The 17226-nt window shown below is 69.7% G+C and carries 12 protein-coding genes; 5 read left to right on the top strand and 7 right to left on the bottom strand.

The genetic code is table 11. The features are described from left to right. The 7 genes from AB6V31_RS16420 to AB6V31_RS16390 form a co-directional block, all read right to left on the bottom strand. Positions 1-1355: DEAD/DEAH box helicase (locus tag AB6V31_RS16420; RefSeq protein WP_369366949.1), on the bottom strand; the 1355-nt coding region annotated here is incomplete at its 3' end. A 186-nt stretch (positions 1356-1541) separates the two neighbouring features. After that, positions 1542-2114 carry a DNA-3-methyladenine glycosylase I gene (locus AB6V31_RS16415; RefSeq protein WP_369366948.1) on the bottom strand — a complete coding sequence of 191 codons (573 nt, stop codon included), beginning with the start codon at positions 2112-2114 and terminating at the stop codon, positions 1542-1544. Positions 2115-2213: 99 nt separating this feature from the next. After that, positions 2214-4316 (bottom strand): acyl-CoA dehydrogenase, encoded by a 2103-nt coding sequence (locus tag AB6V31_RS16410; protein WP_056225898.1) that lies wholly within the window; start codon positions 4314-4316, stop codon positions 2214-2216. Positions 4317-4539: 223 nt separating this feature from the next. Next, the gene (gene recQ / locus AB6V31_RS16405; RefSeq protein WP_369366946.1) at positions 4540-6579 is read right to left on the bottom strand and encodes a DNA helicase RecQ; all 2040 of its coding nucleotides are present in this window, start codon (positions 6577-6579) and stop codon (positions 4540-4542) included. Positions 6580-6674: 95 nt separating this feature from the next. Continuing rightward, complete coding sequence (gene eccCa / locus AB6V31_RS16400) at positions 6675-10628, bottom strand: type VII secretion protein EccCa (RefSeq protein WP_256335583.1); 3954 nt, start codon at positions 10626-10628, stop codon at positions 6675-6677. 47 nt (positions 10629-10675) lie between these two features. After that, positions 10676-11683: an RDD family protein gene (locus AB6V31_RS16395; protein ID WP_369366944.1), complete on the bottom strand. Its 1008-nt coding sequence runs from the start codon at positions 11681-11683 to the stop codon at positions 10676-10678. Beyond that, positions 11680-13044: a hypothetical protein gene (locus AB6V31_RS16390; protein ID WP_156371618.1), complete on the bottom strand. Its 1365-nt coding sequence runs from the start codon at positions 13042-13044 to the stop codon at positions 11680-11682. Before AB6V31_RS16390 ends, AB6V31_RS16395 begins: the two co-directional genes overlap by 4 nt. A gap of 291 nt (positions 13045-13335) precedes the next feature. Between AB6V31_RS16390 and AB6V31_RS16385 the strand changes: the two genes are divergently transcribed. The 5 genes from AB6V31_RS16385 (at position 13336) to AB6V31_RS16365 (ending at position 17182) form a co-directional block, all read left to right on the top strand. Beyond that, on the top strand, positions 13336-13647 hold the full coding sequence (locus AB6V31_RS16385) for a WXG100 family type VII secretion target (protein ID WP_055831852.1): 312 nt from the start codon (positions 13336-13338) through the stop codon (positions 13645-13647). Between the two features lie 38 nt (positions 13648-13685). Then, complete coding sequence (locus AB6V31_RS16380; protein ID WP_056228207.1) at positions 13686-13964, top strand: WXG100 family type VII secretion target; 279 nt, start codon at positions 13686-13688, stop codon at positions 13962-13964. A gap of 121 nt (positions 13965-14085) precedes the next feature. Next, positions 14086-14481 carry a hypothetical protein gene (locus tag AB6V31_RS16375; RefSeq protein ID WP_369366943.1) on the top strand — a complete coding sequence of 132 codons (396 nt, stop codon included), beginning with the start codon at positions 14086-14088 and terminating at the stop codon, positions 14479-14481. Then, positions 14478-15794, top strand: a complete 1317-nt coding sequence (locus AB6V31_RS16370) for a S8 family serine peptidase (protein WP_369366941.1) — start codon at positions 14478-14480, stop codon at positions 15792-15794. Before AB6V31_RS16375 ends, AB6V31_RS16370 begins: the two co-directional genes overlap by 4 nt. Further along, positions 15689-17182 (top strand): hypothetical protein, encoded by a 1494-nt coding sequence (locus AB6V31_RS16365; RefSeq protein WP_369366939.1) that lies wholly within the window; start codon positions 15689-15691, stop codon positions 17180-17182. Before AB6V31_RS16370 ends, AB6V31_RS16365 begins: the two co-directional genes overlap by 106 nt. Positions 17183-17226 lie beyond the last annotated feature (44 nt).

The raw sequence follows: 17226 nt of genomic DNA, 5'->3' as shown, positions 1-17226 counted from the left end.
GTAGGAGACAGGGCGGGGGCATCGGCCGAGGGGCCGCCGGCGCCACGGCCACGGCGACGACGTCCGCCGCCGGCGGATGCGGCGTCCGCACCCTGGGCGCGCTCAGCGCGCTTGCGCTGGGCGTTCGCGCCCTGCGAGCGTCCGCCGCCCTGGGGCTGCGCGACGATCGGCTCGGGCTTGACGTACGGGGCGACCTCGCCGACCAGGGCGACGACCTCGGGAGAGGTCGGCGTCACGGCCGTGGGCGTGGCCGAGATCTTGGCCTTTCGCAGGATGTCGAGGGTGTCGCGACGCTGCTCGGGGAGCATGATCGTGACGACATCACCGGCGGTGCCGGCACGGGCGGTACGGCCCGAGCGGTGCAGGTACGCCTTGTGCTCGACGGGCGGGTCGACGTGCACGACGAGCTCGACACCGTCGACGTGCACGCCGCGGGCGGCGACGTCGGTCGCGACGAGCACCTTGGCGCGGCCGTCGCCGAAGGCGGCGAGGTTGCGGTCGCGCTGCGGCTGCGACAGGTTTCCGTGCAGGTCGACCGAGGGGATGCCCGCGGCCGTCAGGGCCTTGGCCAGCTTCTTGGCCTGGTGCTTGGTGCGCATGAACAGGATGCGGCGCGCGGTGCCCGAGGCGAGCGTCTGCACGAGCTCCTTCTTGGCGTCGGCGTCGGCGGGGGCGAACACGTGGTGGGTCATCGCGGCGACGTGCGAGTGCGCCTCGTCGACCGAGTGCAGCACCTCGTTGCGCAGGAAGCGCTTGACGAGCTTGTCCACACCGTTGTCGAGGGTGGCCGAGAACAGCATGCGCTGGCCGTTGGCGGGCGTGCGCGACAGCAGACGCGTGACACCGGGGAGGAAGCCGAGGTCGGCCATGTGATCGGCCTCGTCGAGCACGGTGATCTCGACGTCGTCGAGGCTCGCGTGGCCCTGACCGATGAGGTCTTCGAGGCGACCGGGGCACGCGACGAGGATGTCGACGCCGCCGTTGAACGCGTCGACCTGACGCTTCTGGTTCACGCCGCCGTACACGGTGGTGGTGACCAGGCCGTAGGCCGCGGCGAGGGGCTTGATGACCTCGTCGATCTGGTTGGCGAGCTCGCGGGTGGGAGCGAGCACGAGGGCGCGGGGCTTGCGGCCGCGACGGCGGTCGTTCTTGCCGGCGAGGCGCGCGACGAGGGGAAGAGAGAAGGCGAGGGTCTTGCCCGAGCCGGTCTTGCCGCGGCCGAGCACGTCACGGCCGGCGAGGGTGTCGGGCATGGTGTCTGCCTGGATGGGGAACGCGTCGTTCTTGCCCTGCGAGGCGAGAACGTCGACGAGGGGGGCGGGCACGCCGAGGTCGGCGAAAGTCTGGGACGTCATGAATACTCCAGCCGCGGCGCACGCGCGCACGGCGGTTCGGGATGCCGCGATGCTGCGGCTGCAGGGGGCGAAGGCGCCGGGTGGCGCATCCGTTCGCCGTGAAGGTCAAAGGCCCAATGAAAGGGGGCCGGTGCGTTCGACGACGCAGGGAGCGAAGGCTCCCGATGAGTCCAGTCTAGCGGTGCGTCACGCGGCCGCGCGCCAGCAGCCCGCCACGTGGTCGTCGACCATGCCCGACGACTGCATGAGCGCGTACATCGTGGTGGGGCCGACGAAGCGGAAACCGCGGCGGCGGAGCTCCTTGCTGAGGGCTGTCGATTCGGGGGTGACGGCGGGGACGTCGGCGAACACGCGAGGCGGGGTGTGCGCGGCCGGCGTGAACGACCACATGAGCATGTCGAGCTCGCCCTCGGCCATCTCGGCGACGATGCCGGCGTTACCGATCACGGCCTCGATCTTCGCGCGGTTGCGGACGATGCCGGCATCCTGCATCAATCGCTCGACGTCGTCGGGGCCGAACGCCGCCACCGCGGCGGGATCGAACCCGTCGAACACCTCACGGAAGCGCGGACGCTTGCGCAGGATCGTGATCCACGACAGCCCCGCTTGGAAGCCCTCGAGGCTCATCTTCTCGAACAACGGACGGTCGCCGTGCAGAGCGGTACCCCACTCCTCGTCGTGATACCGCTGGTACTCGGCGTCGGCGCCGGCCCACGCGCAGCGGGCGGTGCCGTCGAGACCGATGAGGACGTCGCTCATCACCTCAGGCTAGAGCCGACCACCGACATGGCACGGCAGCGCGAAGAGACGCGAAGCGGACGGCGGCGCCCCCCTTCCGACCGCCGTCCGCTTCGCGCGTCACTTGGCGGGCTTCTTCTCCGGGATCGGAGCGGTGCCCGCGGCCTTCTGCGCCGCGTAGTACGACGCGGCTTCGTTCTGACGGTCGTCTTCGACGCCCGACGCGATCGAGGCACGGATGTGCTCGGGGCCGTAGCCGAAAGCGTCGACGAGGTCCTGCGCGTGCGGACGGAGCCGCGTGCAGAGGCGGTCGATGTAGCTCGATACGGCCGCGCCGCGCTGCGTCGACAGGCGTCCGTTGATCAGGTACCAGGCGAGGTGCTTCTCGATGAGCTGCAGGCCGAACAGGTCGCGCAGCCAGGTGAGCACCGTCAGGGTGTCGCGGTCCGTGATGCGGTTGATCGCATCGGTGAACGCCTCCCACTGGAGCAGCTCGCCGTGAGCTCGCGCGGCCTCGATCAGCTGCGCCTGGTTCTCGTTGAAGAGCGCGGCGGCATCTTCACGGGAGAGCTTGGATGCCGGACGGAGACGCCCGGCGATGTCAGCGATCATCTGCTGAACGCGTCCCGCCAGCAGCTCGTGCTGCTGCTCGGCGCGGAGCCCCTTCTCGACGGAGCGCGCCGTCGACCCGAAGTCGCTGACCGCCTGCCCGAGCTGACGCATCCCGGCACCGTGGAACAGCTTGCCGGCGGTCTGACCGACGGCGAAGGCGGCGAGCTGCTTGGCATCCTTGCCCTTGAACTGCTTGGCGTAGTCGGCGAGAAGTCGCTTGCCGACCAGCTGCAGCAGGATGTTGTTGTCACCCTCGAAGGTGACGTAGATGTCGAGGTCGGCGCGCAGGCCCACGAGGCGGTTCTCGAAAAGGAAGCCCTGCCCGCCGCATGCCTCGCGCGACTCCTGCAGGGTGTCGAGGGCGTGCCAGGTCGACAGCGGCTTGAGCGCGGCGGCGAGGGTCTCGAGGTCTTCGCGGTCGGCATCCGTGTCGAGGCGGCCGCTGAAGACGCCGTCGAACTTCTGCAAGAACTCGTCGTGCGCGAAGATCTGCGCGTAGGTGGTCGCCAGACGCGGGAGCAGGCGACGCTGGTGCTTTCCGTAGTCGAGAAGGGTCACCTCGGGGGTGCCGTTGCCGGAGTCGAACTGGCGGCGCTGATTGCCGTACGTGATCGCGATGATGAGGCCGATGGCCGAGGCCCACGCGGCGGCGCCGTCGAGCGAGACGCGACCCTGCACGAGGGTGCCGAGCATGGTGAAGAAGCGACGACCCGGGCTCGCGATGTCGCTCGAGTACGTGCCATCGGCGGCGACGTCGCCGTAGCGGTTGAGCAGGTTCGTGCGGGGCACGCGCACCTGGTCGAAGTGCAGGCGTCCGTTGTCGATGCCGTTCAGGCCACCCTTGAGGCCGTCGTCTTCGCCGCCGATACCGGGAAGGAAGTTGCCGTCGTCGTCGCGGAGGGGCACGTAGAAGCAGTGCACTCCATGGTTCACGCCCTGGGTGATGAGCTGGGCGAACACCGTCGCCGCCTTGCCGTGCACGGCGGCGTTGCCGAGGTAGTCCTTCCAGGCGCCGCGGAACGGCGTGTGGATGACGAATTCCTCGGTCTCGGGGTCGTAGGTCGCCGTCGTGCCGATCGCCGAGACGTCGGATCCGTGGCCGGTCTCGGTCATCGCGAAGGCGCCGGGGATCTCGAGGCTCATGATGCCCGGCAGCCACTTGTCGTGGTGCTCCCGGGTTCCGAGCTGGAGGACCGCCGAGCCGAACAGGCCCCACTGCACCCCCGACTTGATCTGGAGGCTCGGGTCGGCGGCGACGAGCTCCTCGAAGCCGGCGATGTTGGCACCGTTGTTCTCTTCGCCGCCCAGACGCTTGGGGAACGCGCGGTGCACGGCCTTGTTCTGGACGAGCAGGTGCAGCTGGCTGAGAGTGCGCTCGCGGTGCGCGTCCATCCCGAGGCTGTCGTCGCGCCACAGGGCAGGATCCTTGATCATCTCGCGCGCCTGGCGACGGGTGTCACCCCAGGTGCCGAGAAGCAGGTCGGTGACACGCTCGGTGTCGATGCGCGCTTCGGAGGCCTCCGCGGCACTGTGCGGTGCGGTCGGGGCACCCCCGACGGGCGTACGCGTGCTCGTGGCGGGCGTGGTGGGACGGACGGCGGCGTCGGTCATTTCGGCACCTTTCGACGTTGCAAAGGACGTGAACCACGGTAGGTGTCCCACAACGCGAGCCCAAACACCCTGTGCGATACCGACAACAACGCCGCGTCTCGTCTCGACGGGTCGTTGTGGGTGGTCAACATTCCCGTGTGTGCGCTGAGCGTCGAGTGGATGCCGTGGGTACCGGCGCGTGCGAGCGCAGTGCGTCCTGCCTTTTGGCGCGCGGCGGGTCGCGTCAGTTCGCGGCGACGACGGTGAGGATCCCGTCGCCGTAAGCCTCTCGCTTCTTCGCGCCGATGCCGGTGATCCCGTCGAGGTCGCCGACCGAGCTCGGACGCGCGGCCGCGATCGCTCGCAGCGTCGCGTCGCCGAACACGATGTAGGCCGGTACGCCCTGCTCGCGAGCCTTCTCGGCGCGCCACGCGCGGAGCGCCTCGAACAGGTCGCGGTCGCCGGCAGCGACGTCGTCGGCGCTGGATTTGCGCTGACGGCTGCCTCCCCCGCCTCCCCCGGTGCGTCCGAGAGCGTCGCGGCGCAACGGCACGGGCGTCTCGCCGCGCAGGACGCCGGCCGAGGACTCGCTGAGGGCGAGCGTGCCGTAGTCGCCTTGCGCGACGATGATGCCGCGAGCGAGGAGCTGGCGGATGACGCTGCGCCAGTCCTGGTCGGACAGATCGGCGCCGAGGCCGTAGGTGCTGAGCCGGTCGTGGCCCTGCTGCGCGATGCGTTCGGTCTTCGCTCCGCGCAGGATGTCGATGAGGTGACCCGCGCCGAAGGCCTGGCCACGCTCGCGCTGCAGCCGCACGATCGTGGAGAGAAGCTTCTGCGCCGCGACGAGGCCGTCCCAGGTGTCGGGCGGCGTCAGACACGTGTCGCAGTTGCCGCACGGCTCGGATCGCTGCCCGAAGTAGTCGAGGAGGTTCTGCCGACGGCATCCGACCGTCTCGCAGAGGGCGAGCATCGCGTCGAGGTGCTGGCCGAGACGCATCTTGTACGACCGATCGCCCGGCGACTGGTCGATCATTCGACGCTGCTGGACCACGTCGCCCAGACCGTACGCCATCCATACGGTCGAGGGATCGCCGTCGCGCCCGGCGCGGCCGGTCTCTTGGTAGTACCCCTCGACGGATTTGGGCAGGTCGATGTGCGCGACGAAACGCACGTCAGGCTTGTCGATCCCCATGCCGAAGGCGATCGTGGCGACCATGATCACGCCGTCGTCGCGGAGGAAACGCGACTGGTTGGCTGCGCGCACGGAGGCGTCGAGACCCGCGTGGTACGGCAGAGCGTCGAGGCCCTGAGCGCTGAGATAGGCCGCCGTCTGCTCCACGCTCTTGCGACTCAGTGCGTAGACGATGCCGGCGGAGCCCTCGGGCTGCGAGCGGATGAACTGCACGAGCTGCCGCCGCGGGTCGACCTTGGCGTCGATGCGGTACTGGATGTTGGGGCGGTCAAAGCTCGCGACGAACCCGCGCGCGTCGCGCAGGCGTAGCCGCTCGATGATCTCCTGCGCGGTCGCGGGGGTGGCCGTGGCGGTGAGGGCCATGCGTGGGACATCGGGGAACCGGTCGGCGAGGTCGCCGAGGGCGAGGTAATCGGGCCGGAAGTCGTGGCCCCATTGCGACACGCAGTGCGCCTCGTCGATGGCGATGACGCTGAGCCGACCGCGTGCGAGGAAAGCCAGGGTCTGCGCGCCGTTGAGCCGCTCGGGCGCGACGTAGAGAAGATCGAGTTCACCCGCGAGATACGCCTGCTCGACGGCCTGCCGCTCGGCGGGCGCCTGTGTGGAGTTGAGGTAGCCCGCGCGCACACCGTTGGCGATGAGCGCCTCGACCTGGTCGTGCATCAGGGCGATCAGGGGGCTGACGACGAGACCCGTGCCCGGGCGTACGAGCGCGGGCACCTGGTAGGTGACGCTTTTTCCGCCGCCGGTGGGCATGAGCACGACGGCGTCTCCGCCGTTCACGACGTGCTGCACGATCTCGGCTTGATCGCCGCGGAAGGCGTCGTACCCGTACACCTCGTGCAGGACCTCGCGCGGATCCCGGCCCGTGAAGTCGCGAACGGCCGGGAGCTCTCGCGCGGTGCCGGTGACGGCCACCACGCGCGCGAACGGGGACGACGGGTCGACCGGCGGCGGCGGCGCGTCGAAGTCCTCGGGCGGAGCGAACTGGTCGGGGTCCCAGTCGGCCCCGGCGTAGGGGTCGTCGGGGAGGTCGTACGGCTCGGGCGGCGCGTCGGCGTACGACTCGGATGCGGCGCCGGGATAAGTCACCCCCCAACGGTAACCCGGGCCACCGACACGCACACCGCCCCGGCATCCATCGGGGGATGCCGGGGCGGAAGACGCTCCTGTGGAGGATCGTCGGATCAGTGCGTGGGCGGCGCGAACACCAGCTGCGAGGCGAGGAGCCCCTGCTCGCGGCTGACGATCTGCGCACGGCCGGGGGCCGCTCGTTCCGGCTTCACTCGACCGATGAGCGCCCCCTCCTCGGGGTTTCCACCGAGCAGGATGCCGGTGACGCCCAGGTCGGTGAAGCGCTGGATGATCGGGTCGTACGCGGCACGGCTGGCCCCGCCCGAACGGCGGGTCAGGATGACGTGCAGACCGAGGTCGCCGGCCTGGGCCAGCAAGGGCTGCAGCACCGCGATCGGGTTGCCCTGGCTCGTGGCGACCAGGTCGTAGTCGTCGATGAGGATGAACCCCTCGGCGCCCTTCCACCAGCTGCGTTCCCGCAGCTGGGTCGGTGTGACGTCGGGCCCGGGGATGCGCGTCGAGAAATACTGCGACAGGTCGTTCATCCCACCCGTGGCCAGATCGTGCGAGGTGAGATACGCACCGAGGTACTCGTCGGGGATCTCGCCGAGGAGCGCACGGCGGTAGTCGACGACGAAGATCTTCGCCTCGGCGGGCGTGTACAGCCGCTGGATCTCTTTGGCCACGCCGCGCAGGAACGACGACTTGCCCATCCCCGAGTCGCCGTAGACGAACAGGTGCGGTTCGACGCGGGGGTCGATGCCGAAGGGCGACAGCTGCGCTTCTTCGATGCCGAGCAGCATCCGGCGATCGCCCGGCTCGGCGAGGGCGCGCACCGCGTCGAGCGAGATGTTCTCGGGCAGAAGGCGGAGCTTCGGCCCCGGCTCCCCGTGCCAGGCGTTCGTGATCCTGCCGATCATGTCGGCGACACCGTCGGCGATCGTCGAGGGGTCGTCCGAACCGTCGATGCGCGGGACGGACGTGAGCATCTGCAACTTCGACACGGCGAGACCGCGGCCGGGCTGACCGACCGGGACGTTGGCCGCCTGCTTGCGGTCGACGTCCGAGTCGGTGGGGTCGCCCAAGCGCAGCTCGAGGCGCGTCTGAATGAGGTCCTTGAGGTTCGCGCGGATCTCGAGCCACCGATTCGCGGTGACGACGACGTGCACGCCGAAGCTGAGGCCGCGAGCGGCGATCGTCTGCACTCGTGCCTCGAGCGGTTCGAACTCCGACCGGAGCGTCGACCAGCCGTCGATGATGAGGAACACGTCGCCGAACCCGTCGTCGAGACGCCCGTCGCGCCGCCGCGAGCGATAGGTCTCGATCGAGTCGACGGCGTTGCGGCGGAAGTACTGCTCGCGCGCGTCGAGCACGGCCTCGACCTCGGCGATCGCACGGCGGACGGCCTCGGGCTCGGTGCGGGTGGCCACGCCCGAGATGTGCGGGTGCTTCTGCATCGCGGTGAAGCCACCGCCGCCGAAGTCGAGCACGAAGAACTGGAACTCCTGCGGGGTTCCGGTCAGCGCCAGGGCCGAGACGAGGGTGCGCGCGAGGGTCGACTTTCCGCTCAGCGGGGAGCCGACGATCGCCACGTGACCGGCGGCGCCTCCCAGCGACACCGTGAGGTGATCGCGACGCTGTTCGAGGGGGATGTCGACGACGCCGATCGGCACGGTGAGCGCTCCCGCTTCGCGCCAACGACGCGAGACGAGTCCGAGGGCCGGGTCCTCCGCGAGGTCGGGCATGAGCTCGTCGAGCGGGGCGGGATCGGCCAGCGGCGGCAGCCACACCTGGTGCGCCTCGGGTCCGCGGTCCTTCATGCGGTCGACGGCGATCTGGAAGGTCGAGCGCTTGTCGGTGGCCGGGGTGGCGAGCGCCGCGGGCGTGGCATCCGTGTTCTCTTCGACCGGCTCATCGTCGGGCTGGGCGAGGGCGGTGAACACCTCGACGCGGGCCGGGCCCGTCGACCCGGACTCCAGGTCGTCCACGTTCAGACGGGCGTTGCCCTTCGGGCGGCCCGAGACGTACGCCGCGCGGAACTGGACGAGGTTCTCGGTGTCGCTCTTGAGGAATCCGACTCCGGGCTCCTGCGGCAACGTGTACGCGTCGGGGGTTCCGATGATCGTGCGGGACTCGGCGGCCGAGAAGGTGCGCAGACCGATCCGGTACGACAGGTACGTGTCGAGACCGCGCAGCTTGCCCTCTTCGAGCCGCTGGGATGCCAGCAGAAGGTGCACGTGCAGGGATCGACCGACGCGACCGATGTTGAGGAAGCTGTCGACGAATTCGGGCTTGGCCGTCAGCAGCTCCGAGAACTCATCGACGACGACCAGGAGAGCCGGCAACGGGGCCAGGTCGGACCGACCGCCGAGGCGCGCGGTCTCGTACTCGCCGACGTTCGCGAAGTTGCCCGCGGCGCGCAGCAGCTCCTGGCGCCGCACGACCTCTCCCTGCAGGGCGTCCTGGAAGCGGTCGACGAGCGCGAGCTCGCTGCCGAGGTTGGTAATGACCGCCGACACGTGCGGCATCTCGGCCATGCCGGCGAACGTCGCGCCACCCTTGAAGTCGACGAGCACGAAGTTCAGCTGCTCGGGCGAGTGCGTCATCGCCAGCGCGAGCACGAGCGTGCGCAACACCTCGGACTTACCCGAACCGGTCGCGCCGACCATGACGCCGTGGGGGCCCATGCCCTGCGACGCGGACTCCTTGAGGTCGAGGATGAGCGGGGTACCCGAGGGCTCCTGACCGATCGGCACACGCAGGCGGTCGCGCTCGAGGCGGCGCGTCCACGCCTGATCGAAGTTCACCGTGCGAACGTCCGGCAGTCCGAGCAGCTCGGTGAGCTCCAGCTGCCCCTGCGTGGTCGGCGCGTCGACGACGACCATGGGCGCCGGCCGCAGGGGCATGAGCCGACGGGCGGTCGCCTCCGCTTCGGCGATGGTCATGGCATCCGGAATGAAGGTCTGGGCCCGACCCGCTCCGTCGATGAACTCGGCGGGGGCGACGACTGGCTTCGACTCGGCGCGACGGCCCCGCGCAACGACGGGCGCCTCTGCGAGCGCGACGCGCGCGACGTGGGGGTCGTCGAGTTCGTCCCAGCGCGGGGGCAGGTCGATCACGGTCACGCCCTGCGCACCCTCGAGGCCGACGAGCGGGCTGTTCGTGGGGGTCTCGACCCCGTCCACGATGAGCACCACGTGCGGGGTCACTCCCCCGCCCGGGGTGAAGCGCGGACGCGTGGAGAGCTGCGGGGGCAGCATGTCGACGAGCTCGTCGAGCGATGCCGAGATCATGCGCGCGGGGCCGAGCCGGTCCTGCACACGCGACGACATCGCGTGCGGGAGCCACTTGGCCCAGTCCCACGCGGGCATCTGCGCGGGACCGGCGAGGATCGCGATGATGACGTCCTCGGGGTCGTGCAGGGTCGCGGCGGAGGCCACCAGCGAGCGCGCGAGACTGCGAACGGCGTCTTCGTCGGAGCCCACGAGCTCGATGCGCGAGTAGTCGCCGAGGGGGAATCCCAGCGGCAGATCGCGCTGCATCTCGTGGGTCAGCATGAAGCGGTGCGCGGCCGACGCGGCCACCGGGTCGAGCTGGGCCAGGGGCGGGAGCTCGGGCGCCTCGAGCGTGAGGCTGAGCGGCTGGTCGGTGACGCCGATGCGGGCGAGGAGGAACGTCTCGTCGCCGGGCTGGCGCTCCCACACGCGCGAGCGCTCCTCGGCGATGAACGGAAGAGCGGCCGGGGCCGGCATGATCCACCCGCCGTGGCGGCGCTGCTTGCGAGCCGCGACGCGCACGGTGTCACGCAGGTCGGACAGGTAGGCGAGGTACTCGCGGCGATTGCCGAGCACCTGCGCATTGCGCTGGGCGCGCTGACGCCACCCGTTGACCGCCACGAAGCCGAGGGACGACAGCAGGAACATGCCACCGATGAGGAAGCCCGTCGGTCCGCTGTTCGAGATGGTCACCATCACGATGGCGCCCACGCTGCCGAGCATCGGCAGGAGGGAGGTCAGGATGCCGCTACCCCCCTCGTTCGGCACGAGTTCGGGTGGCGGCTGGAGCACGATCCGCCCATTGGGCAAGGACGGCGGGGCGATGCGCGGACCCGTGCTCACACCGGACCTCCGATCAGACGACTCAGGGTGAAGACGCGTTCGCTGAGGCGCACGCGGGTGCCCTCCTCGAGCAGGGTGCGGGAACCGGGGCGCAGCACGTGGACGGTGCCGTCGTCGTCGATCAGCTCCGATCCGTTCGTGGATCCGGCGTCGGTGACCCACGCGGTCTCGCCGTCGTGCTCGAGACGCAGGTGGGTCTTCGAGATGAGGCGGTCGGGGTCGTCGACCGAGATGAGCACGTCGTTCGGCTGATCCGCGACGGGAGCGCGACCGAAGTTGACGGCGGCGGGGAGGTCGAACTGTTCGCGCTGGCCGGTGTCGAAGACGACGAGCAGTTGCGCGCGGCCGACGCCCGGGGTGCGCGTGGGAGCAGCCGGCGACGGGGCGACGGGCTCGGGGGCGATGGTCGCGGGACGCTCACCCGCGACGCTCGGCGCCTCGATCGCGATGATGGGGGCGTCCCACGCCTGCGCGAGCGGAAGGGCCGCCGCCGACGAATCCATGCGCAGCGGCTCGCGGGCTGCACCGGTGCGCTGGACGGTGGGCTCCGACAGACTGCGGGGCTCGTCGGCATCCGGAGTCTGCTTTCCGCGGGGCACGGACAGCAGAACCGTTCCCGAGGCGCGATCGGCCCAGGAGCGCCGACGGCCCGAGGTGTCGAACGCCGCCGAGGCGACGACGACCCACGCGCCGGCGAGGAGGACGAGGCCGCCCAACACCACGAGAAGGCCACGGACGAAGGCGCGACCGGCACCCGGCACGACGGGCTCCTCGGCGCGCGCGGTGCGCAGCCCGAACAGCAGGGCCCCCGGCGTGACGCCACGTCGCGCCTGGAGGATCCACAGGCCGAGCAGGGCCTCGGCGGCGATCGCCGCTCCCAGCACGGGAGAAGCGAGAAGGGATGCCACGCCCGAGGCGATGACCACGAGGGCCGCGTCGACACTGAAGGCTCCTACGCGCACCCCCACCGTCGCGGGCGCGCCGAACGGCGTCAGCTGCGTCATGTCGCCATCATCGCACGCGCGATCTCCACCGCTCCGGCGGCGAGCATGCCCGCCGGAAGAGACAGCGCCGTCGCCAGCGCCTCGAAGATGTCGCCGGTACGCGACCAGCCTAGAGAGCGCAATCCGCGACCGACGGGCACGACCAGCAGAGCCGACCCCAGACCGACCACCAGGAGGATGCCGGCGAAGACGACCAGCGTGTCGGGAGAGACCCTCGGCAGCAACGCCATCAGTACGGCGACCACCACGGCGGCCGCCCCCAGCCGCTCCACCCACCGCAGGAACGGCACCGTGCTGCGGCGGGAGCTGAGCAGGAGGGCGAGGACGACGGTCGCCGCCAGAGCGATGCGCCCACCGAGGACGACCGGATTGTCGGTGTCGAAGGTCGGCAGGGCGGTGAACGCGCTGGCCGCGCCGGCGGCGATCAGCAAGACCACACCGATCGTGAGGCGGGCGGTGGAGCGTTCGACCAGCGCGTCGGCGTCGTCGGCTTCGATGGTGCGGACCTCGTCGGGGAGGTTCTGGCGCACCGTCCAGCGCGTGCTCTGGAAACGGCCGTAGTCGATGAAGGTACCGGGGGCCACGTCGACGAGGCTCGACTGCAGTACGCGCTGCGCCACCGGGACCAAACCGAGGGTCACGGCGGCCGGCGCCGACGGGTCGAGGTGCATCAGCAGCGAGAGGCCCCAGACGGCGGCCAGAACGGCGAGCACGATCGTCGCCGTGCGACTCTGCGCCCGCAAGGTCTCGGTGGCACCGAGCACGCCGACGACGCCGGCGACGACGGCCCCCGACAGAAGACCCGTGAAGATCGCGACGAGCGGGGCGGAGGCGGGGAGGCCGGGGACCACCGCGACACCGCCGCCGAAAGCCAGACCGATCACCCCCACCACGGGAGCGAGGATCGGCGTGCGCGAACGGGCGCGCAGCGCGAACACCGCGCCCGCGGACAGAGCGGCGAGGAGCGCCAGCACCGCGACGGGCCCGCGCACAGAGACCGGAAGGCCATCGCCTCCGACAAGACGGAGGAGGGCCAGGATGCCACCGCCCGCGGCGAGTACCCACCACGCGGCCGAGACGCGCATCGCGCTCGGCGCCGCAGCGGCGCGGGCGACAGCGTCGGGAAGAGAGGCGCCGGGGTCGACCAGCACGAGGACCACTCCGTCTTCCAGAGAGGTCATCGCCGTCGACCGGTCGATCTCGCGGCCCGAGATTCCTACGACGCGGGTGCCGCGGGCGGTGTCGGAACCGGCCGCGCGGAGGACGTCGTCGACGCGGGCGCGAAGAGGAACGACCAGGTCGAACCGGGATTCGCCATCGATGAGCGCCACACGACGCCCCTGCATCACCTCTGCGCTCAACGGTCCCCCTCGTTCTCGCGCTCTCCGACCCGCAGGCCGCAACCGCACCAGCGTATCCGTCCCGCGCGGACCCGTGTTCGCCTTTCCACCGTTCACCGGGGATAAAGATGAGAGTTTTGTCATCTTTCAAATTGCGCAAGAGGCTTGAACCGGGGGGATGCTTTACGTAAGTTCGAAGTCCGGTGGGGGGCTCCGGTTCCTCCATCGACGCCGTGCGCGGGTCATCTATCCCCGTGCGCGTATTCGATCCGCAACGCCCGGGCGCGCCCGGAGGAACATCGAGGAGACACAGTGGCAGATCTCATCGCAGCCCAGGAGGGTGCGCTTCGTCGAGGGGCCGAGGCGGTCAACACCGCGAAGTCGGGCATCGACGAGCAGGTGCGCAAGGTTCGCACCGAGCTCGACCAGGTGGCCGGTTTCTGGACCGGCGCCGCAGCCGGCTCGTACACGCAGCTCATGCAGCGGTGGAACGAAGAGACCACCAAGCTCAACAACGTGCTCGTCACGCTCGAGGATGCCCTCCGCGGCACCGAGCGCGACCAGGCCGCGTCCGAAGAGTCGCACCAGCAGACCATCGGCAACCTGGGCTCCCTGCTCGGCTGACCCCGCTCGACACGAAAGAAGGAACTCTCATGCAGTCCATGTCCGTTCGTCCCGAGCAGGTCATCGCGCTCTCGGGTCAGATCCGCAACGGTGCCTCCGGCATCCGCACCCGCCTCGACGAGCTCGAGTCGCAGGTCAACGCCCTTCGCTCCTCGTGGGATGGTGAGGCGCAGACCGCTTACGACCAGGCTCAGGCCCAGTGGACCCAGTCCATCACCCGCCTGAACGAGCTCCTGCAGCAGATCGCCGGCAAGACCGACGAGATCGCCCAGGGCTACACCTCGACCGACAAGTCCGCCGCCGGCCGCTTCGTCTGAGTCGCCTCGAGCCGGCGGTCGCTGAGGCGGCCGCCGGCTCTTGCGGCCCGTTCGGGCCGCCCCACATCTTTTTCGGCGGCGTCAGCCGTCTGACCGCACCCTCTCGATCGCGAAGAAACGAGTGATCCTCATGGCCAACGTGATCCGTCTCGACGGCGACCTTGCCAACTACAACGCGCAGTTAGTCACCTCGGTTTCCAACGAGCTTCCGTCGCAGGCCGTCCTGAGCCAGGTCGAAGGACCATCGCAAGGAGCAGCGGCCGCAGAGTTCATCGGGCATCTTCGGATGCGTGCGGAAGAGCTCGCCACGCGTGTCGGCCTGGTGCAGGAGTACGTCCGTCTCAATGCCGAAGCTCTCAACGCGGCGGTTACGACCCTCCGCGAACGTGACGAGCTGAGCGCAGCGGCGGCGGATCAGACGGCATCCTTGATCGAGACCGCCGTTGCACCCGCGGCCAATACCCCGCCGAGCGGGGGCGCGGCTGGCGTGCGCTCCGCACTGGGAGTAACCCAGTGACGAAACCCGCCGCTGTGCGCATCCTCGCTGCTTCTACCCTGCTCCTCTGCCTTGTCGCCGGTTCAGCGGCACCTGCGGTCGCCGCCTCCGCCGGCCAGACGACGGGTCAGCAGAACCTCGAGGATTGGTGGGGGCAGTACGGGATCGATCAGGCGCACACCGCGGGGCTGACGGGCAAAGGTGTGAAGGTCGCTGTCCTGGAGAAGCAAATCAATCCCGATTTGCCCGTCTTCCAGGGATCCAATCTCCGCGTGTCGGCGAGCCCGGTGTGTGTGAACAATCCGACTGTGACAACGACAGACGCCAACGATTCGTCCATTCACGGGACGACGATGGCTGCGTATGTAGTGGGAAACGGCACCGGCGCGGGGGCCGTGCGAGGCGTTGCTCCCGAGGCAGACCTGACCTTCTATGGCTACGGTCCGGATGATGGGCCCCAGTGCGAGACCGCAGACGGAAACAAGCTGTCGAGCTTCGGCGCCGGTGTGAAGATGGCTGTAGATGACGGCGCGAAGATCATCTACACGGCCATCGGCGGCTCGGCGGGACAAGACGATGCCCCTGCGGTCGCCTACGCCCTCGCCCGCGGGGCGGTCATCATCTCCGCCTCCATCAATCCGGGCCAACTTGGTGCTCGAGAAGGTGACCAGGGGGCATACAACGGCGTGGTCTCCACCGCCGCCATCGACCGCGACGGCAACCTGCAACAACTGGACGGCGCCCCGTTCGTCGTTCCCCAAACCACCGTGGTGGCGGCGGGTTTCCGCCTACCGACTGTCGGGAAGACGGGGGATTGGCAGACGGGAAGTACCGGAACGGGGTCGTCATTCGCGGCACCGATCGTCGCGGGGATGCTGGCGCTTGCAGCGCAGAGGACCCCGGAAGCCTCCGGGAACCAGCTTCTTCAGGCCCTGATTTCCACGACGAATGCCGGGCAGCACACCCCATCACGGACGGATGATGGCTATGGCTATGGGGCCGCGTGGTTGTCGACTCTCCTGTCCGTGGATCCGCTCACTCTCCCGGACTCGAACCCCCTCATGGACAAGGCGTTCGGGTTCGGAGCGCCCACCGCGGAGCAGATCGCCAGGGCGCAAGCCAACGGTTACAGCCCCGAAAAGCGTCCGAGCTCCGCGGATCAGCTTCGCGAGCAGAACGATGCCGCCGCGTCCGGAACGCCCCAGCTCGACGTGTCGTCGATCGTCCTGTGGGTGATCCTCGGCCTGGCGGTGATTGTCGTCGCCGCGATCGTCGTCACTGTTCTCATCATCACCAGTCAGCGCCGGAAGGCGCGGAAGGAGCAGGCAGCATGACCGGCCCCTGGGAAGAAAGTCTCCGCGAGTTGGTCGAACCCACCATCCCGTGGGGTCTCAGTTCGTATGCCGAATTGAACAGCGCACTGTCGACGCTCAAAGATGTCGTCGGACGAGTCGCTCAAGAACCCGGCATCGCCGGTCTTGCGGCCGACGCCGCTTCAGGTGCGTTCACCCACAACGCTGGCGAAATCCAGAAGCAGATCGACTACATCAATGGTCCGCTGATCGCCGGCATCGAGGAAGCGAATCGCATTCGGGATATCGCCCGAGAGGCTCTGGCATCGCTCCCTGCGGGGAGCATGAACGGCCAGCAGGAGATGGTCGTTCGCGGGGCTGCGATGGGGACGACGTTCATGCTGGGGCCGATCTCCTTCTTGGCCGGGGAAGGTGCTGTCGGACTCGCGAACTCTTACTTGGCACAGCGCCGAGAAGATGCGGCGAAGGCGGCCATGACGACGGCGGCAGACGATCTGGACAAGGTCGAGATCATCACTCCCCCGAAATTCAACGCACAATCATTTGAGGACGACGATGCAGGCGACGGGGGTGGCGGCGGCCAGACCGGCGGGGGCGGCGGTGGCCGTTCCGGTGGCCGCAGCATCGAGCAGTACCCCCAGTGGAACCCGAACCCCACCGTGACGAACCCCGGTGGCAACGACAGCGGAGAGCCGCAGCCCGAGTACCACACGCTGCCGCTGCCGACCGAGATCGGGCCGCGACCGCATGGCCCGATCCACGGCGACCTCCCCATCATCGACCTCGACACCATCAAACCCGAGCCCACTCCGGACGGCTCCATCATCGGCACTCCGACCCTGCCCGGGGCCATCCCCTCGGCGCCCGGAGGAGGCCTTCTCGGCGGTTCCGGCGGCGCGGGAGCGGGCATCGGCTCCGGTCTCGGCGCGGGTCTGATCGCCGGCGGTGGCGGCGCGGCCGCGCTCGGCAGCATCGCGCGCGGCGCGGGTGCTCCGGGCGGCAGCCTGTTCAGCGGCGCCGGTGGAACGGCAGCTTCCGGTGCAGCCGGTCGCTCGGGTGGCCTGCTCGGTAAGACCGCCGCTGCCGGATCTGGACTCGGTACTCGTGGCGTCGGCGGGATGAGCGGTGCTGCCGGAGGCGGCGCGCCCGCACAATCGACGGCGAAAGGTGCCGGTATGCGAACCGGTGGCGGCGGAGGCTCGGCGGGCGGCGCAGCCGCTGGCGGCGGAGCTCGCGGCGCCGGTGCCGGCAGCCGTGGCGTCGGCGGAATGGGCGGGCCCGGCTCTCGCTCCGACCGTCGCGACGACGCATCCCGCGGACTCGGTGGTCCCATCGCTCCTCGCATGGAGGACGATGAAGAGATCGGCCCCCGCTCCGAGAACGCCCAGGCTGGCGGACGCGACGAGTGATTCGGCTTTTTTCCACACATTGAACGGTTCCGACAGGAGAAGAC

Origin of the sequence: Microbacterium sp. 16-032, from assembly GCF_041079455.1 — a bacterium.
Lineage (GTDB): Bacteria > Actinomycetota > Actinomycetes > Actinomycetales > Microbacteriaceae > Microbacterium > Microbacterium testaceum_A.
The sequence above is the reverse complement of the archived record's forward strand: the minus strand, read 5'-3'. Positions and strand labels throughout refer to the sequence as shown.

Excerpts from the sequence above, each read along its gene's own strand:
- AB6V31_RS16395 (WP_369366944.1), bottom strand. The coding sequence starts at position 11,683 with ATGACGCAGCTGACGCCGTTCGGCGCGCCCGCGACGGTGGGGGTGCGC.
- AB6V31_RS16415 (WP_369366948.1), bottom strand. The coding sequence starts at position 2,114 with ATGAGCGACGTCCTCATCGGTCTCGACGGCACCGCCCGCTGCGCGTGG.
- AB6V31_RS16410 (WP_056225898.1), bottom strand. The coding sequence starts at position 4,316 with ATGACCGACGCCGCCGTCCGTCCCACCACGCCCGCCACGAGCACGCGT.
- AB6V31_RS16380 (WP_056228207.1), top strand. The coding sequence starts at position 13,686 with ATGTCCGTTCGTCCCGAGCAGGTCATCGCGCTCTCGGGTCAGATCCGC.